Origin of the sequence: Saccharibacillus sacchari, assembly GCF_037722395.1 — a bacterium.
In the GTDB taxonomy this organism is placed as follows: domain Bacteria; phylum Bacillota; class Bacilli; order Paenibacillales; family Paenibacillaceae; genus Saccharibacillus; species Saccharibacillus sacchari_A.
Map to the genome: position 1 here is coordinate 150,573 of NZ_JBBKAR010000043.1, position 25,395 is coordinate 175,967.

Here is a 25,395-nt window from a genome sequence, read left to right on the forward strand (position 1 = left end):
AAAGTGGCAAAAGGAGAACGTGCAACTGCGTTTCGACAGGCCGGACCGGTGCATATTCCGGAACGGAAGTCGAAGCGCGACGGGCGTTGGAAAAAGCGTGTAGGAATCGTTTTGGTATCCGGTGTCCTGTTGTTTGCGTTTTGGACACTGTACATTCAGATTCGAATCGGTCAGGGTACATCATTATCGCAGGAACATTCGACAGATGTCGCGATTGTCCTCGGTGCGCGGTTATGGGACAACAAGCCAAGTCCTGCATTGAAAGAGAGGTTGGATGCCGCTTATGAAGGCTACAAAAGCGGCCAATACCCGGTATTGATCGTCAGCGGAGGCCTGGATAGCCCGCAGATGCGGCTGACCGAGGCAGAAGGCATGGCTGAATATCTCATCGGGCGTGGCGTGCCGAAAGAAAATATCTGGCTTGAAAACGAGGCGACCAGCACGTATGAAAATCTGCTACTCAGCCGTCGCATCATGGAGGAACGGGACGTGCACACCGCAGCGATCGTCACCCATAAATTTCATGGTGCCCGTTCACAGGATATTGCGCAGTTTTTACATTACGACGATCCGCAATTTGTACTGGCCGATACCCAAGCGTTGAACATTTGGCAAACACGCGGGCGCGAAATGCTGGCTTTTACCAAATGGTTGTTCGACAAATCCCGATTGCCAGACGGCACATAATCGGGGATAATGGGATGCCGGGTTTTCGAGGCAAAGCCCTATACGGATAGAAGGAGAACAAAAGCATGCAAAGTACAACTTACGATACGACTCCCGAGGAAAGCTCGCGGGCGATTCTGGTGAGTCTGGTTACGGATGACGTCAAACGCTCCGGTATTGATCCGGTTTACTCGTTGGAAGAACTTGTCGCGCTGGCGGAGACAGCAGGCGTTGAAGTGCTCACCAGCCTGTCGCAAAACCGGGAAAAGAAAGATACAAGATGGTTTATCGGCAAAGGTAAAGTCCAAGAGCTAAAGCTTATCGCGGACGAGCTGGGAGCCAATACGGCAATCTTTGACCAGGAGCTTTCAGGCGCGCAGGTGCGCAATCTGGAAGAGGAACTGGATTTGAAAATTATCGACCGCACGCAGCTGATCCTCGATATCTTCGCGCAGCGTGCCAAAACGCGCGAAGGCATCATTCAAGTCGAGCTGGCGCAACTGAGTTACCTCCTGCCGCGATTGGCGGGACAAGGGCGCAATCTGTCCAGACTTGGCGGAGGGATTGGCTCGCGCGGACCAGGTGAAAGCAAGCTTGAGACGGACCGTCGCCATATCCGCGGACGGATCGACGAATTAAAGCGTCAAATCGCCGAAGTCGAAAAGCATCGTGCCCAGCAGCGTCAGCGTCGCATCAAAAGCGGAACGGTTCAGGTCGCTTTGGTCGGTTACACCAATGCAGGCAAATCGACGCTGCTTCGTCAGCTCACAAACGCCGACGTTTACGTGCAGAATCAACTTTTTGCTACACTTGATCCGACGTCGAGAACGTTGGAACTGCCAGGCGGGCGGGAAATCGTGCTGACGGACACTGTTGGTTTTATTCAAAATCTGCCTCACCATCTGATTGCTGCATTCCGAGCGACGCTTGAAGAGGTGAACGAAGCCAATCTCGTGCTGCATGTTGTAGACGCTTCCTCGGCGATGTTGAGCGATCAGATGAAGGTAGTCGATCGACTGCTGCAAGAATTGGGCGCCGTCGATAAGCCTCAGATCCAGATTTATAACAAAAAGGACCTCTGTACACCGGAACAGTTGGAACTTTTGCCGGAAGACGAGTGGAATTTGCGGATTAGCGCTTATGAAGAGAAGGACCTGGAGAAGCTCCTGAATCGTCTTCAAGAAGAACTGACCGGCGGAACCGTAACTTACCGCGTCCCGGCTGCCCGGGGCGATCTGGCTTCCCAGTTGTATAAGATCGGAGAAGTAATCTCGCAGGAATTCGATGAGGAACATATCGTCTACGAGGTGCGGTTGCACAAAGGCGAAGCAGAAAAATACGCTTATTTGCTGGAAGATTATCAAGTTTGAAGTGGATAAAATAATGCCGAGGCGAACTTTGCATACCTGTCATATTGAAGGTAAGCAGGTTCGCCCTCTGTATGAAATGCGCTTTTTGCCAAACTCTAACGTTACATGGGTGTGACGCGTTAATTCTGTGAAGTGTTAGACTTAGGTCTGACATGTGAGGTTAAAAGAATGTTGCAGGCAGACAAGTTGAGAATCGTGAATTTGAATACAATACGAAGGACGGATTGAGACGCAATGAAAACATTTGATACACGGATCGAACAATGGAAAGAACAAGCAGAACAACAGGTTCGTCCTCGTTTTGAATTCGTGGATGAGGTCGTTGAATACAACCAGTGGAAGGTGATCGAGGCTTTCCGGGCATGCAAAGTCAGCGATTATCATTTTAATCCTTCGACGGGCTACGCCTACAATGATCGCGGGCGAGAAGTGTTGGATGAACTGTATGCCAAAGTATTCGGCGCGGAGGCTGCTCTTGTACGCCCTCATTTTGCATCGGGAACGCATACCATCTCTACGGCTTTGTTCGGTGTGCTCCGTCCAGGCGATGAACTTTTGTATATCACGGGAACTCCATACGATACGCTGCATAAAGTCATTGGTAAAAAAGGCGACGGTACCGGTTCGTTGGCTGACTTTGGCATCGGATATCGGGAGGCCGCATTGCTTGAGAACGGAGACATTGACTGGATGGAGGTTGAGCGTAAAGTCACATCGAATACCCGTGTGATCGGGATTCAGCGCTCGCGCGGCTACTCTTGGCGTTCTCCTTTTACGGTAGAAGAGATCGGAGCCATGACGCGCCGCGTTAAAGAATTGGCTCCGAATGCGATTGTGTTTGTAGACAATTGTTATGGTGAGTTTACAGAGAAGATCGAACCCACCGAGGTTGGCGTAGATCTTATGGCAGGTTCTTTGATAAAAAATCCGGGCGGAGGTTTGGCGGAAACCGGAGGTTATATCTGTGGACGCAAAGATCTGGTTGAGCTGGCCGCTTATCGCTTGACCGCTCCGGGGATCGGAGCTGAAGTGGGTGCCATGCTTGGAACAACGCGCGGGATCTACCAAGGCTTTTACATGGCGCCGACCATTGTTGGACAAGCGGTAAAAGGAAGCATTTTCGCGGCAGCTATGTTTGATCTGGCGGGATTTGCAAGTAGCCCAGCTTGGAACGCGCCGAGAACAGACCTGATTCAAGCGATCGTATTTGAACGGGCGGAGCAATTGATTGCTTTTGTTCAAGGCGTGCAGTTGGCTGCCGCGGTCGATAGTCATGTCGTGCCGGAGCCGTGGGATATGCCCGGTTACGAGAATCCGGTTATTATGGCGGCAGGGACTTTTATTCAAGGCGGAAGCTTGGAATTGTCTGCGGATGCACCGATTCGTGAGCCTTATATCGGATATTTACAAGGCGGATTAACCTATTCGCATGTGAAATATGGGGTGCTTAATGCTTTGCAGACACTTTTCGATCGCAATTTACTGTGAGTTAATCTAACACATCATTGACGCTTCCTATCAGGTTATGTACAATAAGAGAGAGAATAAGGTTTCATCCCCAAACAACCACACTGAATGACAGGGTGCTAAGCGCCCAGGCATCCGGGGTTAGGACAGCTTTCGGGTTGGAACCTAGAATAGTACACTGGAAGGTTGATGAATCTATGGGCGACGATATTCGCAGAAATATGGCCTTGTTTCCGATAGGCATTGTAATGAAACTGACTGATTTGTCTGCACGGCAGATCCGCTACTACGAGCAGCATAGTTTGATTGTTCCGGCACGTACGTCAGGCAATCAGCGTTTGTTTTCCTTTAACGATGTCGAACGTTTGTTGGAGATCAAAGCACTGATCGAAAAAGGCGTAAACATTGCTGGCATCAAACAAGTGATGAACCCTGTCACGAAAGAATCCGAAGAAGCGACGGTTCTGAACGCCGCGACCGAAGAGAAGCGCAAAGAGCTTTCCGACTCGCAGCTTCACCGTATGCTTAAGCAGCAACTGGTTTCCGGCAAGAAGCCGGGTCAAGTCTCGTTGATTCAGGGCGAGCTTTCCCGATTCTTTAATAGAAAGTAAGCATATATGGCCTTTTAGTATGGATAAGGTATAAGCTTTTTCCGTGAAGATCTTGCTTTTGTTTTTATGGAGTCGTTTGTCGAATCTTTTCGAAACAAGGCAGGGATTTTCTTCGCATTAGCGAATTAGTACAAACGGTCAGCTCATCGGGGTGTAAGTATGACCTGCGATGATGGAGAAAAGACATGAAGAGGAGAGGGTATCTTGAGTTACACTAAAGAGGATATTTTGCGCATCGCCAAAGAAGAAAACGTTCGTTTTATTCGTCTTCAATTCACCGACTTGCTGGGATCGATCAAAAACGTTGAAATCCCGGTCAGCCAGTTGGTCAAAGCGCTTGACAATAAGATGATGTTCGACGGATCTTCTATAGAGGGCTACGTGCGGATCGAAGAATCCGATATGTATCTGTACCCGGACCTGGACACTTGGGTAATCTTCCCTTGGGTGACGGAAAACCGCGTTGCACGCCTGATTTGCGATATTTACATGCCAGACGGCAAACCGTTTGCCGGCGATCCTCGTGCGGTTCTGCGCCGTGCATTGGAAGAAGCCGAAGAAATGGGCTTCAGCGCAATGAACGTAGGACCTGAGCCGGAATTCTTCTTGTTCCGTACAGACGAAAATGGCAACCCAACCGACGAATTGAACGACCAAGGCGGTTACTTCGACTTGGCGCCTACCGATCTGGGCGAGAACTGTCGCCGCGAGATCGTGATCACTCTTGAAGAGATGGGCTTTGAGATCGAAGCTTCCCACCACGAAGTAGCACCGGGACAGCACGAGATCGACTTCAAATACGAAAATGCGATGAAAGCAGCTGACCAGATCCAAACTTTCAAGCTGGTCGTTAAAACGATCGCTCGCCAACACGGCCTGCATGCGACATTCATGCCAAAACCGCTGTTCGGCATGAACGGTTCCGGTATGCACTGTCACCAATCGCTGTTCCGCGGTAACGAGAATGCTTTCTACGATGAGAGCGATACACTCGGTCTGAGTGAGACGGCTCGTCATTATATGGCAGGTATCCTCAAGCATGCGCGTGCATTCGCAGCGATCACCAACCCGACTGTGAACTCGTACAAGCGTCTCGTACCGGGATATGAAGCACCTTGTTACGTGGCATGGTCTGCAAGTAACCGCAGCCCGATGATCCGTATTCCGGCATCGCGCGGCCTGAGCACTCGGATCGAAGTCCGCAACCCGGACCCGGCGGCGAACCCTTACCTGGCACTCGCGGTTATGCTGAAATCCGGTCTTGACGGGATCAAAAGAGAGCTTAAGCTTCCAGCTCCTATCGACCGCAACATCTATGTAATGTCCGAAGAAGAGCGGATCGAAGAAGGCATCCCAAGCCTTCCGGCCGATCTGAAAGAAGCGCTTAACGAACTGATCCGCGACGAAGTCGTGGTGCAAGCGATGGGCGAACACGCTCTGACGCATTTCTACGAGTTGAAGGAAATTGAGTGGGATATGTATCGGACTCAAGTCCATCAATGGGAGAGAGACCAGTATATGACGCTTTACTAGGTAAAAATTAAAAGAACCCTTGCCTAAATCGCAAGGGTTTTTTTAATGCGTTGAGTATATAAAATAATTGTTTTTAAATAAATTCAAAGATAGGGAGAATCTAATGATGAAAAAGTACCTTTTACTCTTGTTAATTTGTGTTACATTAGCTGCGTTTAAAAGTACAGATATTTTAGCTGCTCAAAAAGAATGGAAAGAAATGAGTCCGTTGCCGGAAGGGCGTTCTGCTGCAGCTGTAGTAACGGTGAACGGGAAAATTTATACGATCGGAGGTTCGGCAGGAGGTAGTGAATCGGCCAAAGGTACAAAAAGAGACACTACATATGTTTATGATCCCATTCAAAATTTGTGGAGCATTAAAGCGCCTATGCCTACTGCACGCGCGGCTGTAACTGCGGCGGTATACAACGATGAAATTTATGTCATCGGCGGCTACTATGGAACCAACAATACACGAACGAATAAAGTGGAAGTGTACAATACGAAAACCGATACATGGAGAACTGCTTCTCCGATGTCTTCCGCTCGTTCTTGGGCTTCGGCCGTAACGGTTGATAATAAAATTTATGTTATCGGAGGGCATGATAATTCTAAGCTTCTGAATACAGTAGAAAGCTTTGATGTTATAACGCAAACATGGCAACAAAAAAACAATTTCCCTGTCGCAACCCAAGCAAAATCGGTCGTTTATCACAAAGGAAATATATATGCGCTTGGTGGATCTTATCCAATCGAACGCGATAACGGAGTGTACAGGCTTGATTTAGAAAAAGATACATGGGTGAAAACAGCAGTAATGCCTCAAAGTCGAAATGGTAGCGGAGCATTTTTATATCAAGATCAAATTTATGTTGTAGGAGGAACTACTGGAATCAATGATAATGACGTTGACAATGCGTTGGACAATATTCTAGTCTATAATCCTCAAACAAATGAATCTTCTTCTTTTGAAAAACTTTCGTTTGCAAGAGGTCAGATTTCGTCCGTAGTGGTTAATGACGAAATCTATATAATCGGAGGAGTAACTCAGAGCGGAATAATTAATACCGTTGAAAAATACACAATAAAAGATAATTCATCTTCTCCGACCTTACCAGATGATCCGTCGCAAGAAGGCGAACGAGCTATACTAGTCATTACTATGCTTAATGGTTTAGAAAAAGAATATGATCTGCCGATGTCTGATATCACTGCTTTTATTAATTGGTACGATGCTAAAGATACTGGTATAGGACCTTCACGCTTTGCAATCGATAAATACTCCAACAACAAGGGGCCTTTCATTAAAAGAACTGACTCCGTAATCTTCAATAACATTCTTACTTTTGAAGTGAGTGAGTATGCGCTTGATTGAACTTTACGATACACAGGTTTGAAAATTATAATTTAAGCAACCGAAAGTATCGACTCTACGGCATGTTTGCTGTAGGGCTGTCTTACTTTTAAATAGGCTATCAGAAGTATATTCATCTATACCTATATAAAAAAACGAAATAAAGAATCTATTAAATCCATACCTTTGTAACATAATTGAACTGATTACCTACAGCTAAAATAATAATTCATCTGGACGTTTATTTCCTCCCTTGCTAAAATGAAATCAACTCAAGAATCGGCTCGCGCGATCCTGATGCGAAGTCGATTTTTCTATGTTAAGGAGAACCTTTTATGAAAACGTACAGAGAACTAATCAGCAACGAAGAGTTTTTCGCAGCAGCCTTGATGCAAGTGCCGATCTTCGTCATCGACGCTATCGACGAGTCGGAAGTGGACGAAGGCGGAACCGTGCAGAAGTATACCGATTTCAGCGTATGGATCAAAGGCGTCAGCTATCCGCGTCACAAGCACGTATTCAAAGTATCCAGCTAGACAAACAGCCTCCGAGCCCTAAGGCCGGAAGCTGTTTTTGTTTTGCCTTAAAAAATCCTTTACCACGCATACACGCCATTCGCATCCAAAAGCTCCCCGTTATGCCGCAGTCCGTCTGTCGCATAGCCCACGATTACCTTCGCGCCATCCTCTTTTGACTGTCCGCCTTCCGCATTTCCGTTCAGATCCGTTTTGGTGAATCCGGGCGTCACCGCAAAGACTTGGGCTTCGCTGTCTCGCAGCTCAATGCTCATGGCCAACGTCATAGCGCTACTCGCCGTTTTGGAAGCATTGTAATCGAAGCAGTTAAGCACGAACGGCGAATTTTGCATAAAGTTCAACGAAGCCATATCCGTGGACACATTGACGATCGTTCCTTGGTTCTCGCGGATCAGCGGCAGCAGTTGCTGGTTCAGCCGGAACGTGCCGAAAAAGTTGACTTCAAAAGCATTTCGCAAATCCTGCTCCGCAGTCGCACTGAATGAGGCGGAAAAGGCGCCCGGCATTCCCGCGTTATTAATCAGCAAAGACAGTCCGCGATACTCATTTCGAATAGTGCTTGCCGCTTGTTCGATACTCGAACCGTCCGTCAGGTCGATTTGCACAAACGAAGCTTCCATTCCCTGTGCCTTCAATTCCTCGACAGCCGCATGTCCTTTTTCCGCATCTCTGGCACCCACCAGCACCTTCCAGCCTTGCCCGCCAAGCTGACGTGCAACCTCGAATCCGATTCCTTTATTCGCCCCGGTTACAAATGCGATCTTTTCCATGTCCAGTCTCCTTTTCGCAAGTTCGATATATGCCTGCTTGTCCAAGTTACTATGCTACACTTAGTGTAGGGCAAGAGGGAAAATGAAGGAGGGACTAAAAATGTTCACGATCGGGCAAACCGCAGAAAAAGTAGGCATCAACATCGGAGCGATCCGGTTTTACGAACGCAAAGGCCTTTTGGATACGGTCGAGCGAGATTCCAACAATAACTGCCTTTACAGCGACTACGATATCAATTGGCTGCTATTTATTCGTTGTTTGCGCGAGACCGGCATGAGCTTGGAAGAGATTCAAAGATACTATGAACTGGTCAAAGAAGGAGTAGGGACGCTGCCCGAACGAACCGAGCTTGTTCAAGCGCAACGCGCGAAGCTTTTAGCGGATATTGAGGAAAAGAAGCGGCAGATGATCCGTTTGGAGGAGAAGCTGGAACGTTATTACCGTGGAGAAAACTACTAAACGTCAGATCCGGTCCAGCAACAGATCGACTTCCGGAATTTTCCGAACCGTGCGTTTTTCCACAAAAGCTCCATTGAGCATGACCTGGTAAGGATCGGCCAGCGCACGGATGTTTTCCAGCGGATTTTGTTCCAAAACGAGCAAATCCGCTTTTTTTCCACGATCAATTGTGCCTCGGTCATCGCCTAGGCCCAAAATTTCCGCATTGGAGCGTGTGACGAGGTCGATAGCTTTCATCGTTGTAATTCCCGCAAAACGAATCATATGATCCAGCTCTCGCCAAAGGTTATAGTGAGTCACATACGACATCGCGGCGTCCGTGCCGATCCCAATCGTGATCCCGTGTTCCAGCGCTTGCCGAAAGCCTTTCAACATATGTTCGTAAATCAGACAAGCATTGCCGTATACCGTATCGGATACGTTCGTCAGATCGCGATCGAGCAGTGCGGTCGGATAACCCGCTTGCAGCGTAGGAATAAGGGAAGAGTAGCCTCGCAGCGACCGCGGGTTGTTTTTGAACAGGGAGATCGTTTCCGCGTCCATTGCTGCACCGTGCTCGATTGTATCCACGCCTCCGCGCAGCGCCACCCGAACGCCTTCCGGGCTTTCCGCATGTGCGGCGACCATCAGACCGATCTTATGCGCTTCGTCGCAGATCGCAGTGACTTCATCCTCGGTCATCTGAAGTCTGCCTGCCTCGCCTAGCGCTTTTGCATCCGTCACGCCGCCCGTTGTACATATTTTGATCCAATCGACGCCGCCGCGTACGTTTTTGCGTACATTTTTACGGCCTTCCCACGGCGAATCTCCTTCCAAAGCCAAAAAAGGAGCACCATGTCCGCCCGTCACGCTCAAGAAAAATCCGGATACCATCAGACGAGGCCCTTGTGCTTTTCCGTTTTGGATCAGGTCCCGAAGCTTTACGTCCTGGTAAAAAAACTCGCCGACCGAACGCATTGTAGTTACGCCGGATTGCAAAGCAGTTTCCGCGTTTTTACGCATTCGCTTTATCAAAATACGTTTCCCCAATCCCGTCCCAAGCAACTTGACACCTGCATTCAACAGATTTTCGCCTACAGACAGTTGCATCGGTTTTCCGTCCGAGAAAAGGTGAACATGCGCATTGATCAGTCCCGGCATCACAAATTTTCCGCCCAGATTAATCACTTCGCAGTCGGCGTGTGGAGGAAGCTCGTTCGTTTTGCCTACGTTTAAAATATTGCCGTCTTCGCCGATCAGAATCGTCATATCCGGTTCGGGCGGGATAGACGCATGGCCGTGAATGATTGTGCAGTGGGTTAAAGCTCGCATACTTTTCATGAATGGCGTCCTCCGTTGCTATTGTTTCTACTCGTTCAATCCGTTGACGCCGCTCAGGCGGAATACGTTCAGCGCTTGAAGCAACGCGAATCTCGATTCGGCATTCAGGTCCGATTTCAGCACGTTCAAAAACATATCGACCATGCTTGCGCTGACGATTCGCATCAACAGATCGTTTTCGGCTTGGTTAAGCGCGTAATGTTTATGCCCGGGTTTGATATAAGGCTGTTTCGTATCGATCATCAACTGAATCAGCCGTTCTTTGTATCCTTCGTATAAAGTGCCGGTGCTTTTTTCCAATAAGATAACGATATGCTGCCGACTTGCCATCAATTCGTCGATCACGAGATCCAAAAGCGGATCGGAAACTTCGGAAAAACGCTGCTTGCTGTCGCGCTCGTTGTATTTGCGGATCGCCTGCACAAGCAGCTCGTTGAGCCGATCGACCAAAGCGGAGGGAACCACCGTATAGAACAGCTCTTCTTTGTTGACGAAATACGTATAAATATTGCCCGTCGAGATCCCGCAACGTTTGGCAATATCGCTCATGCGAGCCTGTATATAACCCTGTTCGAAAAAAACGTGCAGAGCCGCGGTTTCGATCTCTTGTTTAACTTGTTCCTTTTTTGATTGCAAAGGCGTCAACTCCAATAGTGAATGATACGTTCATTATTAGGGTAAACCTTTTTGAAAGAGAAAGTCAAATCGAAAATGCGTGTTCAAAAGGGATGTAATTTGCTAGACTGAAGGTACTATGTCAGAGTGAGGGATCGGCTGAAGATGAATGCGTATGGAAATTTCAAAGAATTCGATCGAGCCAGATGGGCGGCATTGCGGAGTCGAACTCCACTGCTATTGTCGGAAGAAGAGTTGGAAAAAATCAAAGGTCTGAACGACAAAATTTCGCTGCGCGAGGCAGAGGATATCTATATTCCGTTGACCCGCCTGATTAATCTGAAGGTAAGGGCGGCACAGTATTTGCGAGAGGTCACCAGTGCGTTTTTGGGTTGTGAACCGGTAAACAAGCCTTTCATTATCGGGATCGCAGGCAGTGTAGCCGTCGGTAAAAGTACGGTCGCGCGCTTGCTGAAAACCCTCTTATCCCGCTGGGAGCATCATCCGAAAGTCGATTTGGTGACGACGGACGGTTTCCTTTACCCTACCCGTGTATTGGAAGAGAAAGGGCTTATGGCTCGAAAAGGGTTCCCGGAAAGTTACGATACCAAGCAGTTAATCGATTTTTTGAGCAAGGTGAGAGACGGGGAGCGCAATGTTCAAGCTCCGTTGTATTCGCATATTACGTATGATGTGCTGCCGGATCAGTTTGAAGTCATCGATAATCCGGATATTTTGATCGTGGAAGGCATTAACGTGCTTCAAGTAAGCAAAAGGCAACCGGTGTTCGTGAGCGATTATTTCGATTTTTCCTTGTATATCGACGCCGACGCGGAAGATATTCGCAGCTGGTACATTGACCGTTTTTTGCTTTTGCAACAGACGGCGTTCCGTGAACCGTTGTCCTATTTCCATCGTTACGCCGATTTGAACAACGAGGAGGCCGTACAGCGAGCTTCGCAGATCTGGGAAAGCATCAACTTATTGAATTTGAACGAAAACATTTTGCCGACGCGTCAACGGGCCGATCTGATCTTGAGAAAAGGTCGTGACCATCGGATTCATGAAGTTTATTTGCGGGAAATCTGAATAAAGAAGGAGAACGTTACGCGTGAAATTGAATCGGACAGCAACAAGCGGAGGCTATGCGCGAAAGATGTGGAAAACTGCGGCAGTCATCGTGATGGCATCGGCTATAGCCGTTTCAGGGAGCATGGTGCCTGGCCAAGCGCTTGCTGCTCAGACGGTTGGTTACGAATCGACATTATTATCGTCCACCTCCTCCAAACTGGCTTCGGGGCTGTACAGCTCCAACGCTATCTTGATCCGTATGAGCGACGGTCAGGTGCTGATGAAGAAAAATATCAACCAAAAAGTCTACCCGGCATCCATGACCAAAATGATGACGGCACTCGTTGCGCTGGAGAATCTGCCTGATCTTCAACGGAAAACGACTCTGCCTGCCGGGATGTTCGCAAGCCTGGAGAAGCAAGGTGCGTCGATGGCGGGCTTTAAACGCGGAGAAAAAGTCAAAGCGATCGATCTGCTCTACGGTTCCATGCTGCCTTCCGGAGCGGACGCGTCCGTCGGGCTGGCTTACGCGGTATCCGGATCGGAAGCGGAGTTTGTGAAAAAGATGAATCAAAAAGCCAAGCAGCTCGGCATGAAGCATACGAATTTTACGAACGTTACAGGCTTGCATAACGCCAACCATTACACCACGGTCAAAGATATGTCCATCTTGATGAAGGCTGCATTGAAAAATTCGACCTTCCGCAAGCTGGTTACCACGCACAGCTATTCAATGTCGCCTACGAACAGCCATCCGCAGGGTATGACCGTACGCAGCACATTATCCGAAAGCGCACCGACGCTGCAATTTAAAGGCGGGAAGATTCTGGGCGGGAAGACTGGCTATACGCGCGCCGCGGGTCTTTGCCTGGCTTCGATCGCTGTCAAAGACGGTAAGGAATATATGCTCGTAACCGCCGACGCGGACGGAAGTCCCTGGAGTAAGCCTTACCATATCCAAGATGCGCTGAACGTTTATCCGAAAATCCAAAATTAGTCTGGAAAAAGAACTCATGTTCGCTTATAATACAAACATATGTTCCGAATGAGAGGGTGTGTTTGTAAAAATGAATGCCTTGGAACGAAAAATTCTTGGGATTTTGCGTCGTCATCGTTGGTTTGCTTTCCGTTTACTGTCGATGACCGGACTGATGCGTCGCAGCGGAGGCGCTTTTCGAGATGTCGCGATAACTTTGGTTAACCTGGAGCAGGGTGGATACATTTGGTGGCCGGACAAGTCCTCACTCAAGCATATTTCCGTACTGCGCAAATCCTACACGCTTAAAGCGGTATTCACGCGGTCGCTTAATCGCGAAAGCAATGAAACCATTTTCAACCCACCTTATCTGTCTACGCAAGAAGAGCGAACGCGCTCTAAACGCCGCCCGAACGGGCCAGAACAATCGTCGAGACGACAACGAGCAGTAGACTAATCAATGAAAGAGCGAAGTAAAGGCGAATCTGCTTTTTGTTGCGTCGGAATACAGCTACAGAACCTAATATTCCTGTAATAGCACATACGATAAAAGAAACAGTCATCAAGTCAGTCATACGCAAACTCCTTTGAGCTATAGATTTCGGTTGCCAGCTATCATTTTATCAAAAAAACAAATCGCTTCGCACAAAAAAACTCCTCCGTTACACGGGGAGTTTTTTTAATTGGGACGTCGTTGAAATTCAACTCGACGTCCGTCCTTCAATGAAAATTACGGAACAAACCGACGACTTTACCGAGAATCGTAACATGAGTCAAGCGAAGTGGCTCATACGTTGGATTTTCCGGCTGGAGACGAATATGATCCTTTTCCTTATAGAACGTTTTTACGGTTGCTTCGTCTTCTTCAGTCATCGCTACGACGATATCGCCGTTGTTGGCCGTCTGCTGTTGACGAACTACGACGTAATCTCCGCTATTGATTCCTGCTTCGATCATGCTGTCTCCAATGACCGAAAGCATAAATACCTGATCTTCGCCGACCATCGTCTGCGGAAGCGGGAAGTAATCTTCGATGTTCTCTGTCGCCGTAATCGGAACACCGGCGGTAACCTTGCCCACGACCGGAACGCGGCGGATCGTCGATGCAAACAGATTGCTGCTTTCCGACTCGTCCATGCCCAGCAATTCGATAGCACGCGGTTTTGTTGGGTCTCGGCGAATCAACCCCTTTTTCTCCAAGCGATCCAGATGTCCGTGAACGGTGGAACTGGAAGCTAAACCTACCGCTTCGCCAATCTCGCGAACGGACGGCGGATATCCCTTGGATTTGACCTCAGTGCGGATAAATTCCAGAATAGCCTGTTGGCGTACGGAAATCTTCGACATTCGTATCAACCCCATCCATTAATCATTTTAATTGTTGACTATCTTGCATGAGCATTCAAAAAAGAACAATAAATCTTAAATGCTATATGGCACGATTATATCATAGAACTTCCGTTCGTACAAACGTAAGTTCTACGGAGATGCGAACAAATTTTCGCGAACAAACGTTCCAAAACCTATTGATCTGAACGTATGTTCGTGCTATATTGTTCGCAGAGGGCAGAACAAACGTTTGGGAGAGTGTTGAAAATGCCAAAATACACAACTTATAAAAGTATCTATGACACAGTAGGGAACAATAATGAAGGCCGGAACCATGGAATCTTTTCGTCTATTCCTTCTCTTTTACATAGCATCGGTATGCCGAAATACCGTTGGAACAAAGCGGGAGCGGCTAGAGCGCGTCTGCTGCTGTTCGTCTTGATCGGTCTGTTCGCAGGCACGGGAGTGGTGCATGCTCTTCAGAGCAACACGCCTCCGGCGGAAGTGCGGACGGTTGTGGTATCGCCTGGCGATACGCTCTGGTCGATTGCCGAGAGCAACAAGCCGGAAGGCACGGACACTCGGATTTTTATCTCGGGAATCAAGCAGAAGAACGCGCTGAGCAGCAGCGAGATTTATGCCGGAGAAGAATTGATTTTACCTAATTTCTAAATCGTAAGCGGACGAGACTGTGACGGGTGCGAATAGGTAAGCGGCGCGTTAGAAATTGGGCAAAGAGCTTGCAGGGCAATCGCCTTGACAAGCTCTTTTTTTCGTGTGAAAGTATAAAGAAGTATGGTTACAAGGAGGGTGTATAGTGGATATCGATACTTTGGTAGGCCGGATCAATGAGCTGGCCCGTAAACATAAAGCCGAAGGACTGAGCGAAGAAGAGTTGGAAGAGCGTACCAAACTTCGTGAAATCTATCTCGGCAACGTACGGCGCAACTTCCGTCAAGAGCTGGATTCGATTGAATGGGTTGATGAAGAACCGAAGAATGACGGCAAATTGCACTGATTTTTATTGGTTAGCAGCTTTATCGAAACGGAAATGGCTCACCGGTTCGCGGACAGGGAGTGCCGCGTTCCGGCGAGCTTTTCTTGTATAGAGATTCATAAGTAGAGCGAACGATCGCTAAGGGGGAAAAAAGATGTCCCGTTCATGGGAGAGACAGGTCCGTAAAAATCAACAAAAAACGAATACGTTAAGACAAAAAACAGGTCAAGAACGGATTGGAGCAACAGGAACCGTAAATCAAGCCTATGATACGTTCAAAGGCAGAAACTATATGTTCCCGACGTTCCTGATGATTATTGCCATTTTCTTGACAGTTATTACGGTTGGGGCGCATATGTCCGGAGTTGAGGAAGCTTCCGGCGCATCATACTGGTTTATCATCGTAATGTATGTGATTTTGGCGGTCATCATGTTCCTGCGCCGTCCGTTTTTGCGTGTAGGCAAAGACCGTGTGTCGACGATTCGTTTTAACCGTGAACGTACGCTGTTGGCAGGGGATATTGCCAAGTTCCGGGTGGAAAAAGGATATGTCACCATCGAAACCAAAGGGAAAAGCGCGAACTGGATTTTCTCGCGTTTCCTGAAAATGTTCAAAACGGAGGAGATTGCTCAGCGCGTGACCGAATTTGCCGAGCAGCATCAGATTCCGGTTGAAAAGAAGTAGTGCGTTGACCAGGTTCAAAGCATAGACGATTATAATGGAAGAGTGAGGGGACTAGGAAATGACGGTGGAAACGACGGTAAAAGCGGTAATTTTTGATCTGGATGATACCTTGCTCTGGGATGAACGCAGTGTAAAAGAAGCTTTTGAAGCGACTGCCGAAGAAGCATCGCGTCGTACGGGAGTCAATGCCGAAGCGCTTGAAACAGCAGTGCGTGACCGGGCCCGTGATCTATACGCGACTTACGAAACCTATCCGTTTACCCAAATGATTGGCATCAGTCCGTTTGAAGGTCTATGGGCGAACTTTGACAAAGGCGAGCAGCCTGAATTCCGTAAATTACAGGAGATCGCTCCAATTTATCGGAAAGAAGCATGGCGTCAGGGACTGGCCGATCTCGGGGTTGAGGACGAGGCGCTAGCCCTGGAATTGTCTACGCTATTTGCTGCCGAGCGTCGTAAGCGTCCGCATGTCTATGAAGAGACTTATACTGTACTGGATCAGCTCAAAGGGAACGTAAAACTTCTTATGCTGACCAACGGCTGCCCGTCGCTGCAACAAGAAAAGCTGGATGGCGTACCGCAGCTGGTGCCTTATTTTGACCATATCGTCATTTCGGGAACGTTCGGAAAAGGCAAACCTGATCCGTCGATCTTCCATCATGCGCTCGGATTGTTGGGCGTTGCACCGGAAGAAGCGTTGATGGTTGGCGATAAGCAAAGTACGGATATTCGGGGAGCCCTGGATACAGGAATTCCTTCCGTTTGGATTAACCGTGTAGGCCGTCCGCCACATTCCGGCATCGTGCCGGTATACCAAATCGAGTCCTTGCGCGAACTTCTTCCACTGGCGGGAGTCCGCAATTCCTGAGAAATCGGCGAACCGGTATTCCGTCCGCCCGCTGCGGCGGGCGGGCTTTTTTTCGCTTTAGGATTTGAGCGCAGAAAACGGCCGAATCCGATTATTGGAATCTGGATTGGGGTATTGAATTAGCATTTACGGCGTGTATGATCGCGTCGAAAGAAGGAGGAATGCGGCTGTGGAACTTTATTTTCTCGGCACCAATGCAGGATTGCCGACCACGCAGCGCAATGTTACGTCTGTCGCGCTCCGCATGTTGGAGGAACGGCGTTGTTCCTGGTTGTTCGATTGTGGCGAAGCGACTCAGCATCAGATTCTGCATTCGCCGCTTAAACTCGGTAAATTGGAAAAAATTTTTATCACGCATATGCATGGCGATCATGTTTTTGGACTACCGGGTCTGTTATCCAGCCGGGCTTCGCATGAGGGTTCTCCGCCATTGACCGTATACGGCCCGCAAGGGCTGAGAGATTTTTTGGAAGCTACGCTGCGGGCGACGCAAAGCCGGATCGATTTCGGATTGGAGATTGTCGAGCATTCGGGCGGATTGGTGTTCGAGGATGAGCAGATCAAGGTTGAAGCAGAGGCTTTGGAACACAGAATCGAAAGCTATGGCTATCGTGTGACCGAAAAGGATCGTCCGGGCAGCTTGAATATGGAACTTCTGCAGGAATGGGGCGTGCGTCCGGGGCCGGAATACGGTAAGCTTAAGAATGGAGAGCCTATTACGGTGAACGGGCGTACGATTGAACCGGAGCAGGTGCTTGGACCTCCAAAACGTGGCCGGATCGTCACCATTCTTGGCGATACGCGTCCGACTGCGGGCATCCATCCACTGGCGCTAGGGGCCGATGTGTTGGTTCACGAAGCGACATTCACGGACGAGTTTGCCGATTTGGCCTATAAGTATTACCATAGCACCGCGGTTCAAGCTGCCGAAGCGGCGCAAAAAGCAGGAGTGGGCGAGTTGATTCTGACCCATTTCAGTTCGCGCTATAAAGATCTTGAACAACTTCAACCGCTGTTAGCGGAAGCACAAGCCGTGTTTCCTCGTACGCAGCTTGCGATCGAACACCAATCTTATCCGATTACTGCCGTAAAAGGTGTAGAATAAGAAAAGGAATGAATGGCTATGACGCAAAACTGTATCTTAATCGATCTGGATGGAACATTGTATCATGGAGAGCGAATGGTTCCCGGCGCGGACGAACTGATTGCAACATTGAATACGCGCAGTATTCCGTTCCTTTTTTTGACCAACAACTCTTCGGCCGCACCGGAAACGGTCGCGTTAAGACTGAACAAAATGGGCATTCCTGCACGGCCTGAACAGGTATGTACTTCTTCCATGGCAGCCGCTGCCTATATGGCGAAGCGCAAGCCAGAAGCTTCCGTGGCTGTATTTGGGGAAGCGGGGCTGCGGGGTGCGGTATCTGCGGCAGGACTGAAAGAATGGACGGATGAAAACGTTCATCCCGACTACGTGCTGCAAGGGATTGACCGGGAGTTTTCCTACGAAAAATTGGCACAGGCGGGACGGTTGATTTTGGCTGGCGCAGAGTTCGTATTGACGAATCCCGACCTGCTGCTTCCTTCCGAGGCTGGACTGATGCCGGGCGCAGGAACATTGGGCTCGGCTCTGCAATCCATGACCGGAGTCCAGCCTGTTGTCATCGGAAAGCCTTCATCGGTCATGATGAACTTTGCTTTTGATTTACTCGGTGCACAAGCCTCGCAGGTTACGGTTATCGGCGACAATATGATGACCGATATCAAGGCGGGCGCCCAATCCGGTTGTCGTTCGTTATTGCTGCTTACCCATGAGGGCGTAACGACTCCGCATAATCTGGAGCGTCACAAAGGCCTTGCCGACGCGGAGCCCGATATCATCAAGAGTAATTTGCATGAAGTGAACGAATGGGTGTTAACGTTAAGCTAAAAAAGAAAGGAACGATGATTGATGACTGAACTGCCTGAAATCGAACACTATCGCAGACAACTAGGCCAGTGGATTCTTGATCGTCCGATTGATCGGGTTTTCTTGGCTAATGAACGCAGCACGGATGTTACGCCTGAGGAATTTTCGGGAGCTTTAGAAGGAAGAAGCTTGCTTTTCCTTGAGCGTCGCGGAACTTTCCTGATTTTCCATCTGGATAACGGTCACCGCCTGTTGATTGCTTTGGCAAAAGACGGTGCATTGTACTGCGGAGAAGGCGAAGAAAAGCCACCGTTTGCTGCGCAAGCCGAGATCGGATTCGGAGAACGAACGCTTTACGTATCCGGGAAAGCAAGCGTTTTGCGTCTGATGACTGTACGTGGCTTGGACGATGTAGTTAAAACGTTGGGTCCTGATCCATTTTCCCGTCAACTCACCGCAGAATTCTTTGTTGCCCAGCTCAAAAAACGTCGCGGAGCACTTCGGAGTCTGTTGACCGGTCAAAAGTTGGTAGCCGGAATCGGTCCTCGCTATGCGGATGAGATTGCTTTTGCCGCGGGCCTGCTGCCTTCGGTTAAAGTCCAGGAGCTTAATGGCGAAAGTGCGGCTCGTTTGTATGAAGCCTTGGAAAGCGTACTGAGCGCCGCAATCGATGCAGGAGGCTGCATTCAAACGCCGCTGAGCGCTACGGATACCGTCACGGGCGGATATTTGGCGCAATGCCGCGTTTACGAACGTGAAGGCCAGCCTTGCACGGAAGACGGAGCTAAAGTTGAAAAGATGGATGTGTCGGGTAAAAAGGCTTATTATTGCCCGCAATGCCAATACGAGCAGACTCCTGTATTTTCTTAAACGGGAGTCAGGGTTCGGGAAGGAGTGAGAAGGTGACGAATACCGAAAACAAACCGAAAATCCATCTGTATATGGACGACTGGCGTCCTTGTCCGGAAGGCTTCGCATTGGCGCGTACGGGCGAAGAATGTCTGGAAATGCTGAAAGTGTGCGAAGTGGATATTTTGTCGCTGGATCATGAGATGGGTCCCGGCGAATTGAGCGGTAGCGAGGTTGCGGCGCGAATCGTAGCCAACGGAACATTCCCGCGTGAAATCTATCTGCATACTTCCAGCGAATACGGCCGACGGAGCATGTATCAGACGCTGTATGCGGGTAAGCCTGACGATGTGATTTTGCACAAAGGGTCCATGCCGGAAGAAGTCCGCAGAAAAGTTGCCGCCGAAGAGTCCCGATGAGAGAAGTCACTGAACGCGAACTGGCAGGCTGGATCGCAGCGAGGGATCGCCGAGTCATCGTATTTGGACACACGCCTTTTTGCGGAACCTGCAAAGCGGCGCGAAGAATGTTGGACGTGATTGAGCAAATGGACCGGGAGATCGATATTTACGCGCTCGACCTGAATTTCGCTCCCGAGTTTATTCGCAACTATCAGATTAGCAGCACGCCTTCGCTCAGTATTTTCGAGCCGGCCAACTCTGGCGAACCGCGTACGGTTTATGCGATGCATTCCGTTCCGTACTTGCTGGAGTTTATCGGACAAAAGCAAAAGCGTGACACCTGGGCGAAATAAAAAGACGATAACGAACAAGAAAGAATTTGCGTATAGCGGGAGTCCGTGCATGCGCAGATTCTGTGGAGGTTAATGTATTTTGAGTGAGCATGAATGGCAACAAGAAAACCAAAGGATAGAAGAAGTTCAGAAACCGGAGCCAAATGAGAGTTCTTTTATTTGCACGGCCAATCGGGACTTTGCAGCATATGCACAAGAGGAGCTTCGTCGACTTTTCGGCTCGGTAAAAAGTAGCGTGTTGAGCGATCGCGAAGTTCTTTTGGTCAAATTGAACGTATCGGAACAGGAAGCTGTGCAGCAGATTACGGACAGTCGTCCTATTTTCCTGCGTCATATTCAACCTGTGCAGTTTGAACGTGAAGGCGAAAATGCCGGAGCATTGCTTGCGGAAGCCGCATCGTTTATTCTGGCGAGCACGGTGGTAGGCGCAGGTGTCAAAGTCGCGCTTCAGGTACGCAAAAGCGCCGATGCGGGTGAAGAAAGCGCGTCGCAATTGAAAGAATGGCTGGAAGAATTGCTGAGTGCGTCCGAAGCGGAATTCGTAACGGCGAGCGCCGATTGGATCGCTTCCGTTTACGTGACGGCTTCGGGCATTTATGCCGGCATTTCGCGTCCCGAAGACAATTTGTCCGACTGGAGCGGGGGAGCCGTTCGTTTCCGCCGCGAAGAAGGACAGCTGTCTCGTGCCAAGTTCAAACTGCTTGAAGCCGAACGGGAATTCGGGCTGGATCTCTCGGCCTATCGCAGCGCTGTGGATATCGGAGCCGCTCCGGGCGGTTGGACGTCGCTGCTGCTTGAACGCGGTTTGAAAGTCACGGCGATCGATCCGGCGAAGCTGCATCCGTCGCTGCTCAAATCGCCGAACTTGACGTATATCCGCAAAAACGCAAGCGAAATCAAATTCAAAGAAAACGAGTTTGATTTGCTGGTATGCGATATGAGCTGGAGCCCCAAATTGATGGTTCAATTGGTATCGGGGCTGCTGCATGGACTGAGTCCGGGCGGTACGGCTATTGTCACGATCAAGCTGATGCACAAAAAGCCGATGGCACTGATCAAAGAGGTCATTTCTTCTTTCGAAAACTCGCGTTTGCAGGTCCAACGGGCTAAGCAATTGTTCCATAACCGCGAAGAAATTACGCTTTATATGATTAAATATTAAGAAATAGGTCTTTACACTTAGCAAGCAATAGGTTTATAATGACTTCAAAATCATATGCACGGAAAGGGAAAGCATCCCTCACGAATTTGGTCCTAGGACCTAGTTTGCGAGGGGTGCTTTCTTTTTTTGTCCGAAAAGGGGTGAATTCATGCCGTACCCGCCGAAATTGGAGCGAGGAGCCGTAATAGGAGATCGATACCGGGTGGAACGCGTACTCGGGAGCGGCGGAATGGGTCGGGTCTACCTGGCCTCCGACGCCAAGCTTCCGGGCAAGTGGTGGGCCGTGAAGGAGACGATGGCCGATACGGCGGATTATGAACGGATCGAAAACGAAGCGGGGATGCTAACAAGGTTGCGTCATCGCAGCTTGCCTCAGGTCGCCGACTTTTTTGCGCCGGATGCGGACGGTCGAGTATTTCTGGTCATGGAGTACATCGAAGGTTACAATCTGAGCGATTATGCAAGCAGGGCCGGAGGCGTCCTGGATATTCCGTTTATCTTGGAGCTAGCCCTGCGAATTTGCGAAACGCTGGAGTATCTGCATACGCAAAGCCCGCCTGTCGTTTTCCGGGATTTGAAACCTGGCAATGTCATGATCGGTGAAGACGGAACGATCCGTCTAATCGACTTTGGGATTGCACGCAGTGCCAATCCGGACAAGAGCGCCGACACGGTGAAGCTGGGGACCATTGGATTTGCCGCACCCGAGCAGTATGAAGGACAAAGTGATCCGTCCAGTGACCAATATGCGCTGGGTGCGTTGCTGCTGTACCTCTCCACGGGTGGTCGTTTTAGCGAATGGACACCGGAAGCGCAGCGAGCGCTGCGGCCCGATCTTCCTTCGGCGCTGGTGCCCGCGATTCGCCGGATGCTTAGTTATCGACGAGAAGAGCGTTACCCGCATATTGGCGATATCAAGCGAATCCTTCAACCTGAACCGATTGAGCGCGAAGCTGCGTTGAATGGAGGGATCGGCGGAACATCCACAATTGCGGTGCTCGGCAATTTTCAGGGTTGCGGGGCAACCCATACAGCAATCGCTGCTGCGCATACGCTGTCTCGCGAAGGAGGACGAACCGCGCTCGTCGAGTTGGGCCGAATGTCCGGGGCATTTGAACGGATTGCGATGGAATGGGAAGGTGAGCCGCAAAAAGGAAAGCGCATGTTCAGCATTCGCGGCGTCGATTATTGGCCTTCGGCGGATCGTGGCCATTTGACCGACATTTTCGGCAAAGGGTATCGATACGTTGTCTTGGATCTTGGAACTTGCAGGGACGCTCGTGATTTTGAAGAGTTTTTGCGAGCGGATATGCCGTTGATTGTCGGTTCTGCAAGCGAGTGGCGAAGCGGAGACTTAGTGGCGTTTGCTCACCGGGAAACCTTGCGAGCGAAGCCGAAGTGGACATATGTGCTCCCTTTTGCAGCCGAGGATGCCGTCAAGGAAATGCGCCGAAGACTGGGACATAAAAGAATTTATTCATTACCTGAGTTATCCAATCCATTCGATGGAAACCTGCGTGAGGTTTTCGAGCCGATCCTCGGTCCGTTATATACGCGAAAAGGGCGAAGATCGATCTTGAAACTGGGGTTCCGATAAAACAGAAAAAAGGAGAACAATCATGTCAAGAATCAGGTTTCGCCAGCGTCAGCGCTTACTAACTGCGGGAGCAGGAGCCGCGGCAGCACTACTGATCTGCGCTGCGGCAGGCATTCCTTATGTCCGTCATATCGAAAAAAACCACGAGGCTGAGCGGAGCGGCTACGAACAGCAGATCGCGGAGATGGATGCGCAGCGCGTACCGGTCTTTGCGCTGACGCGCGATATCCAAGCCGGCGAAGAAATCGGAGAGGATGATCTAGTCCGGATTGAAGTGGTTAAAGCGACGGTTCCTGAAGATATGCCCGCCCGGGAAGCTGCGATTGGACGTTATGCGAAAGTGTCGCTTTCCAAAAATACGCCTGTCAGCGAGTCGATGCTGTACGAAGGCGACGTGACGCCGGGCGATCTGCGGAACCAGGAGTTTCGCTTGATCGAACTGCCGAGTCGGTTACAGGCCGGGGAGTTCGTCGACGTTCGCGTAAAGTTCCCGACAGGCGAAGATTTTATCGTATTGTCCAAAAAGCGTACCGAGGATTTGGCATCGGGGACGATCTGGGTGCAAATGAACGAACGCGAGATTCTGACGATGTCGTCGGCGATCGTGGATGCTTATCTGAACGATGCTTCGATCTACGCGGTGACCTATGTCGAACCGGGGCTTCAACAAGCTGCTATGATCACTTATCCGGCGAATGCAAGCGTTCTGGATCTGATCGAGAGCGATCCGAATATCGTCGAACAGGCGAAAACCGAGTTGGAACGGCGCATGCGCGAGAAGTTGGAAAGCGGACTTGATTTACTGACGCCGGAAGATATTCAGAAGTACCTGAATAGCAAAGCGAATATGAGCACCATTAATCCCGGTACGCAAGATAACTCTCTAATCCAACAAGGTATAGATACGGGAACGACGCAAGAGGCTGAAGCGGCAGAAAGCGAGCCCGTTTTCACGGATAACTCCGATGCTGGCGTAGGCAATTGAGGAGGATGACAGGTGAAAAGAGCTATTTTTATCGGAGATCGCGATAAAACGGACTTGCTGTTTTATACAGCTAAATTGTTAGCCGAGTGTGGTCTGCGTGTGTTGATTGTCGATGCGACAGCACTTCAGAGTTATGAATTTTCGTATCCGGCTTTGGACGTTCCGGGCCACCCGCAGGAGTATGACGGATTTGAAGTGTGGATTCCTGCAAGAGGCGAGCGAGCCGTTGCGCATGCTGATTACGATTTCGTTCTATATGACACGGACGATCCGTTTCGATTGGCTGAGTTGCCGGAAGCGGATCATCGATTCCTCGTACTGGGCTGTGAACAGACCTCGGTTCGCCGAAGCATTCGGCTTTTGGAACGTTTTTTTGCGGAACGGCCGCTTTCCGAGTTGTCTGCGTTTCACAAAATATGGATCGAAGGAGCACGTGAACCGGGGGAAACGTATATTAACGAACAATTCGAGCCTTTTCCGATTGACTGGAAAACATCATGGGTCTATTACCCCGATGAACGCGATCTTGCAGTCAAAATTGGCAATCAGTATGCCAGCAGCCTGAAGCTGAAGGGGCTATCCGCAGAAATGAAAAAGGCTGTGCAAGGCATCTCTTCAGTTTTACTTGAGAATGATGAACGCGAAACGCGGAGATTATGGAAAAAAGCCGAAAGGAGCAAATAAAATGGGACAGATCGCCTTTTGGAGTATAGGGCACGGAGCAGGCGTAACCTCTTCTGTTGCCGCGATCGCTTCGATTATCGGTAGCGAGTATCGGATTCGCACATTGGTATCTCAGCCTCAGGGGGAAGAAAGCACGCTGGAACGAGGCTTTTCCCGCTCGATCAATACATATAGTCGAGATCTGGCTACCGACGCCGGAACCGGCCTCGATGCTTTGGTACGTCTGGCTCGGAGCGGCAAGCTGGAACGGGAAACGGTTAAAAACAACGCATTATTGATCGAAAGAGATCGTCTGGATCTGCTCAGCGGTTCGGAACGTATGAATCGTCTGCAATTTGAAAATGCCGGTGGACTGATCGGAAACATCTACGCAAATGCACGAAGCTATTATGACTGCATTCTGCTGGATATCCGATCGGGAACGGACAGCCCCGCTGCGGCGCAGGCGCTTGCGGATGCGGATCTCGTCGTAGTTTGTCTGACGCAGAACGCGGGTATGCTGGAACGTTATTTTGCCCGGAATGGTTGGCCGGAAGAGCTGCATGGCAAAAAACAACTGCTGTTGTTCTCAGGCTACGACCCTCGTTCCAAATACAAAGCAGCCAATATTTTGCGGAAGTATGGAAGACGCGAACCTGCATTGACCATTCCTTATAATTCTGACTTCAGAGATGCAATCAACGACGGGGATATCAAAGGGTTCATGGCACGCAGTCGCTCGTTGGATCGGCGACATGACAACTACCCATTTATTACGGAAGTTCGTCGGACTGCCGAAAAGGTACTGGAAGAGATCGGCATCAACACCAGACTGAAACATGTGGATGCCGCGAAAGGAGTCTCATAAG

General features: G+C 49.6%; 29 protein-coding genes. 25 read left to right on the forward strand and 4 right to left on the reverse strand.

Annotated elements, in window-relative coordinates; all coding sequences use genetic code 11:
* Positions 1 to 3 precede the first annotated feature (3 nt).
* The 7 genes from WKI47_RS16560 (at position 4) to WKI47_RS16590 (ending at position 7,516) form a co-directional block, all read left to right on the forward strand.
* Complete coding sequence (locus WKI47_RS16560; RefSeq protein WP_340228270.1) at positions 4 to 687, forward strand: YdcF family protein; 684 nt, start codon at positions 4 to 6, stop codon at positions 685 to 687.
* 65 nt (positions 688 to 752) lie between these two features.
* Complete coding sequence (gene hflX, locus WKI47_RS16565; protein WP_340228271.1) at positions 753 to 2,036, forward strand: GTPase HflX; 1,284 nt, start codon at positions 753 to 755, stop codon at positions 2,034 to 2,036.
* A gap of 234 nt (positions 2,037 to 2,270) precedes the next feature.
* Positions 2,271 to 3,524: an aminotransferase class I/II-fold pyridoxal phosphate-dependent enzyme gene (locus WKI47_RS16570; RefSeq protein ID WP_340228272.1), complete on the forward strand. Its 1,254-nt coding sequence runs from the start codon at positions 2,271 to 2,273 to the stop codon at positions 3,522 to 3,524.
* 176 nt (positions 3,525 to 3,700) lie between these two features.
* A complete protein-coding gene (locus tag WKI47_RS16575) occupies positions 3,701 to 4,114 on the forward strand; it encodes a MerR family transcriptional regulator (RefSeq protein WP_018977629.1) in 414 nt (137 codons plus the stop codon).
* Positions 4,115 to 4,318: 204 nt separating this feature from the next.
* Complete coding sequence (glnA, locus tag WKI47_RS16580) at positions 4,319 to 5,647, forward strand: type I glutamate--ammonia ligase (protein WP_340228273.1); 1,329 nt, start codon at positions 4,319 to 4,321, stop codon at positions 5,645 to 5,647.
* 103 nt (positions 5,648 to 5,750) lie between these two features.
* A complete protein-coding gene (locus WKI47_RS16585; RefSeq protein ID WP_340228274.1) occupies positions 5,751 to 7,001 on the forward strand; it encodes a Kelch repeat-containing protein in 1,251 nt (416 codons plus the stop codon).
* A 314-nt stretch (positions 7,002 to 7,315) separates the two neighbouring features.
* Positions 7,316 to 7,516, forward strand: coding sequence for a hypothetical protein (locus tag WKI47_RS16590; protein WP_340228275.1), 201 nt, complete (start codon positions 7,316 to 7,318; stop codon positions 7,514 to 7,516).
* Between the two features lie 59 nt (positions 7,517 to 7,575).
* Here WKI47_RS16590 and WKI47_RS16595 read toward each other — a convergent pair whose 3' ends face one another.
* On the reverse strand, positions 7,576 to 8,286 hold the full coding sequence (locus WKI47_RS16595; RefSeq protein ID WP_340228276.1) for an SDR family NAD(P)-dependent oxidoreductase: 711 nt from the start codon (positions 8,284 to 8,286) through the stop codon (positions 7,576 to 7,578).
* A gap of 100 nt (positions 8,287 to 8,386) precedes the next feature.
* On the opposite strand from WKI47_RS16595, the gene WKI47_RS16600 reads away from it, so the two are divergent.
* Positions 8,387 to 8,746: a MerR family transcriptional regulator gene (locus tag WKI47_RS16600; RefSeq protein WP_340228277.1), complete on the forward strand. Its 360-nt coding sequence runs from the start codon at positions 8,387 to 8,389 to the stop codon at positions 8,744 to 8,746.
* A gap of 3 nt (positions 8,747 to 8,749) precedes the next feature.
* Here the strand turns inward: WKI47_RS16600 and WKI47_RS16605 are convergent, their stop codons facing one another.
* Entirely contained in the window at positions 8,750 to 10,066 is a 1,317-nt protein-coding gene (locus tag WKI47_RS16605; protein ID WP_340228278.1) for an amidohydrolase family protein, read from the reverse strand.
* Positions 10,067 to 10,093: 27 nt separating this feature from the next.
* Positions 10,094 to 10,702 carry a TetR/AcrR family transcriptional regulator gene (locus WKI47_RS16610; protein ID WP_340228279.1) on the reverse strand — a complete coding sequence of 203 codons (609 nt, stop codon included), beginning with the start codon at positions 10,700 to 10,702 and terminating at the stop codon, positions 10,094 to 10,096.
* Between the two features lie 144 nt (positions 10,703 to 10,846).
* Here WKI47_RS16610 and coaA point away from each other — a divergent pair, with 144 nt between their 5' ends.
* The 3 genes from coaA (at position 10,847) to WKI47_RS16625 (ending at position 13,185) form a co-directional block, all read left to right on the forward strand.
* A complete protein-coding gene (gene coaA, locus WKI47_RS16615; protein WP_340228280.1) occupies positions 10,847 to 11,770 on the forward strand; it encodes a type I pantothenate kinase in 924 nt (307 codons plus the stop codon).
* Between the two features lie 22 nt (positions 11,771 to 11,792).
* Positions 11,793 to 12,749, forward strand: coding sequence for a D-alanyl-D-alanine carboxypeptidase family protein (locus WKI47_RS16620; RefSeq protein WP_340228281.1), 957 nt, complete (start codon positions 11,793 to 11,795; stop codon positions 12,747 to 12,749).
* Positions 12,750 to 12,819: 70 nt separating this feature from the next.
* Positions 12,820 to 13,185 carry a hypothetical protein gene (locus WKI47_RS16625; RefSeq protein WP_340228282.1) on the forward strand — a complete coding sequence of 122 codons (366 nt, stop codon included), beginning with the start codon at positions 12,820 to 12,822 and terminating at the stop codon, positions 13,183 to 13,185.
* 263 nt (positions 13,186 to 13,448) lie between these two features.
* Here WKI47_RS16625 and lexA read toward each other — a convergent pair whose 3' ends face one another.
* On the reverse strand, positions 13,449 to 14,075 hold the full coding sequence (gene lexA / locus WKI47_RS16630) for a transcriptional repressor LexA (RefSeq protein WP_172239199.1): 627 nt from the start codon (positions 14,073 to 14,075) through the stop codon (positions 13,449 to 13,451).
* Positions 14,076 to 14,324: 249 nt separating this feature from the next.
* On the opposite strand from lexA, the gene WKI47_RS16635 reads away from it, so the two are divergent.
* From WKI47_RS16635 to WKI47_RS16700, 14 genes are all read left to right on the forward strand, one after another.
* Positions 14,325 to 14,729 carry a LysM peptidoglycan-binding domain-containing protein gene (locus tag WKI47_RS16635; protein WP_340228283.1) on the forward strand — a complete coding sequence of 135 codons (405 nt, stop codon included), beginning with the start codon at positions 14,325 to 14,327 and terminating at the stop codon, positions 14,727 to 14,729.
* A 145-nt stretch (positions 14,730 to 14,874) separates the two neighbouring features.
* Positions 14,875 to 15,075, forward strand: a complete 201-nt coding sequence (locus WKI47_RS16640; protein ID WP_340228284.1) for a DUF896 domain-containing protein — start codon at positions 14,875 to 14,877, stop codon at positions 15,073 to 15,075.
* Between the two features lie 133 nt (positions 15,076 to 15,208).
* Positions 15,209 to 15,739 (forward strand): methyltransferase, encoded by a 531-nt coding sequence (locus WKI47_RS16645; protein ID WP_340228285.1) that lies wholly within the window; start codon positions 15,209 to 15,211, stop codon positions 15,737 to 15,739.
* 58 nt (positions 15,740 to 15,797) lie between these two features.
* Positions 15,798 to 16,607, forward strand: a complete 810-nt coding sequence (locus tag WKI47_RS16650) for an HAD family hydrolase (protein ID WP_340228286.1) — start codon at positions 15,798 to 15,800, stop codon at positions 16,605 to 16,607.
* Between the two features lie 169 nt (positions 16,608 to 16,776).
* Positions 16,777 to 17,712 carry a ribonuclease Z gene (gene rnz / locus WKI47_RS16655; protein WP_340228287.1) on the forward strand — a complete coding sequence of 312 codons (936 nt, stop codon included), beginning with the start codon at positions 16,777 to 16,779 and terminating at the stop codon, positions 17,710 to 17,712.
* Positions 17,713 to 17,724: 12 nt separating this feature from the next.
* Complete coding sequence (locus WKI47_RS16660; RefSeq protein ID WP_340228288.1) at positions 17,725 to 18,537, forward strand: HAD-IIA family hydrolase; 813 nt, start codon at positions 17,725 to 17,727, stop codon at positions 18,535 to 18,537.
* Between the two features lie 21 nt (positions 18,538 to 18,558).
* A complete protein-coding gene (locus WKI47_RS16665; RefSeq protein ID WP_340228289.1) occupies positions 18,559 to 19,386 on the forward strand; it encodes an Fpg/Nei family DNA glycosylase in 828 nt (275 codons plus the stop codon).
* Between the two features lie 32 nt (positions 19,387 to 19,418).
* A complete protein-coding gene (locus WKI47_RS16670) occupies positions 19,419 to 19,784 on the forward strand; it encodes a cyclic-phosphate processing receiver domain-containing protein (protein WP_340228290.1) in 366 nt (121 codons plus the stop codon).
* Positions 19,781 to 20,119: a thioredoxin family protein gene (locus tag WKI47_RS16675; protein WP_340228291.1), complete on the forward strand. Its 339-nt coding sequence runs from the start codon at positions 19,781 to 19,783 to the stop codon at positions 20,117 to 20,119. The genes WKI47_RS16670 and WKI47_RS16675 overlap by 4 nt, the downstream gene beginning before the upstream one ends.
* Before the next feature lie 79 nt (positions 20,120 to 20,198).
* Entirely contained in the window at positions 20,199 to 21,281 is a 1,083-nt protein-coding gene (locus WKI47_RS16680; protein ID WP_425355474.1) for an SAM-dependent methyltransferase, read from the forward strand.
* A gap of 202 nt (positions 21,282 to 21,483) precedes the next feature.
* Positions 21,484 to 22,878: a serine/threonine-protein kinase gene (locus tag WKI47_RS16685; protein WP_340228292.1), complete on the forward strand. Its 1,395-nt coding sequence runs from the start codon at positions 21,484 to 21,486 to the stop codon at positions 22,876 to 22,878.
* Between the two features lie 22 nt (positions 22,879 to 22,900).
* The gene (locus WKI47_RS16690; RefSeq protein WP_340228293.1) at positions 22,901 to 23,863 is read left to right on the forward strand and encodes an SAF domain-containing protein; all 963 of its coding nucleotides are present in this window, start codon (positions 22,901 to 22,903) and stop codon (positions 23,861 to 23,863) included.
* Between the two features lie 12 nt (positions 23,864 to 23,875).
* Entirely contained in the window at positions 23,876 to 24,547 is a 672-nt protein-coding gene (locus tag WKI47_RS16695) for a hypothetical protein (RefSeq protein ID WP_340228294.1), read from the forward strand.
* Between the two features lies 1 nt (position 24,548).
* Positions 24,549 to 25,394: a hypothetical protein gene (locus WKI47_RS16700; protein ID WP_340228295.1), complete on the forward strand. Its 846-nt coding sequence runs from the start codon at positions 24,549 to 24,551 to the stop codon at positions 25,392 to 25,394.
* The last annotated feature ends 1 nt before the right edge of the window (position 25,395 follow it).

Excerpts from the sequence above, each read along its gene's own strand:
- WKI47_RS16585 (WP_340228274.1), top strand. The coding sequence starts at position 5,751 with ATGATGAAAAAGTACCTTTTACTCTTGTTAATTTGTGTTACATTAGCT.
- WKI47_RS16590 (WP_340228275.1), top strand. The coding sequence starts at position 7,316 with ATGAAAACGTACAGAGAACTAATCAGCAACGAAGAGTTTTTCGCAGCA.
- WKI47_RS16690 (WP_340228293.1), top strand. The coding sequence starts at position 22,901 with ATGTCAAGAATCAGGTTTCGCCAGCGTCAGCGCTTACTAACTGCGGGA.
- WKI47_RS16700 (WP_340228295.1), top strand. The coding sequence starts at position 24,549 with ATGGGACAGATCGCCTTTTGGAGTATAGGGCACGGAGCAGGCGTAACC.
- hflX (WP_340228271.1), top strand. The coding sequence starts at position 753 with ATGCAAAGTACAACTTACGATACGACTCCCGAGGAAAGCTCGCGGGCG.
- WKI47_RS16635 (WP_340228283.1), top strand. The coding sequence starts at position 14,325 with ATGCCAAAATACACAACTTATAAAAGTATCTATGACACAGTAGGGAAC.
- WKI47_RS16600 (WP_340228277.1), top strand. The coding sequence starts at position 8,387 with ATGTTCACGATCGGGCAAACCGCAGAAAAAGTAGGCATCAACATCGGA.
- WKI47_RS16595 (WP_340228276.1), bottom strand. The coding sequence starts at position 8,286 with ATGGAAAAGATCGCATTTGTAACCGGGGCGAATAAAGGAATCGGATTC.
- WKI47_RS16575 (WP_018977629.1), top strand. The coding sequence starts at position 3,701 with ATGGGCGACGATATTCGCAGAAATATGGCCTTGTTTCCGATAGGCATT.
- coaA (WP_340228280.1), top strand. The coding sequence starts at position 10,847 with ATGAATGCGTATGGAAATTTCAAAGAATTCGATCGAGCCAGATGGGCG.
- WKI47_RS16665 (WP_340228289.1), top strand. The coding sequence starts at position 18,559 with ATGACTGAACTGCCTGAAATCGAACACTATCGCAGACAACTAGGCCAG.
- WKI47_RS16650 (WP_340228286.1), top strand. The coding sequence starts at position 15,798 with ATGACGGTGGAAACGACGGTAAAAGCGGTAATTTTTGATCTGGATGAT.
- WKI47_RS16625 (WP_340228282.1), top strand. The coding sequence starts at position 12,820 with ATGAATGCCTTGGAACGAAAAATTCTTGGGATTTTGCGTCGTCATCGT.
- WKI47_RS16675 (WP_340228291.1), top strand. The coding sequence starts at position 19,781 with ATGAGAGAAGTCACTGAACGCGAACTGGCAGGCTGGATCGCAGCGAGG.
- WKI47_RS16660 (WP_340228288.1), top strand. The coding sequence starts at position 17,725 with ATGGCTATGACGCAAAACTGTATCTTAATCGATCTGGATGGAACATTG.
- WKI47_RS16605 (WP_340228278.1), bottom strand. The coding sequence starts at position 10,066 with ATGAAAAGTATGCGAGCTTTAACCCACTGCACAATCATTCACGGCCAT.
- WKI47_RS16570 (WP_340228272.1), top strand. The coding sequence starts at position 2,271 with ATGAAAACATTTGATACACGGATCGAACAATGGAAAGAACAAGCAGAA.
- lexA (WP_172239199.1), bottom strand. The coding sequence starts at position 14,075 with ATGTCGAAGATTTCCGTACGCCAACAGGCTATTCTGGAATTTATCCGC.
- WKI47_RS16645 (WP_340228285.1), top strand. The coding sequence starts at position 15,209 with ATGTCCCGTTCATGGGAGAGACAGGTCCGTAAAAATCAACAAAAAACG.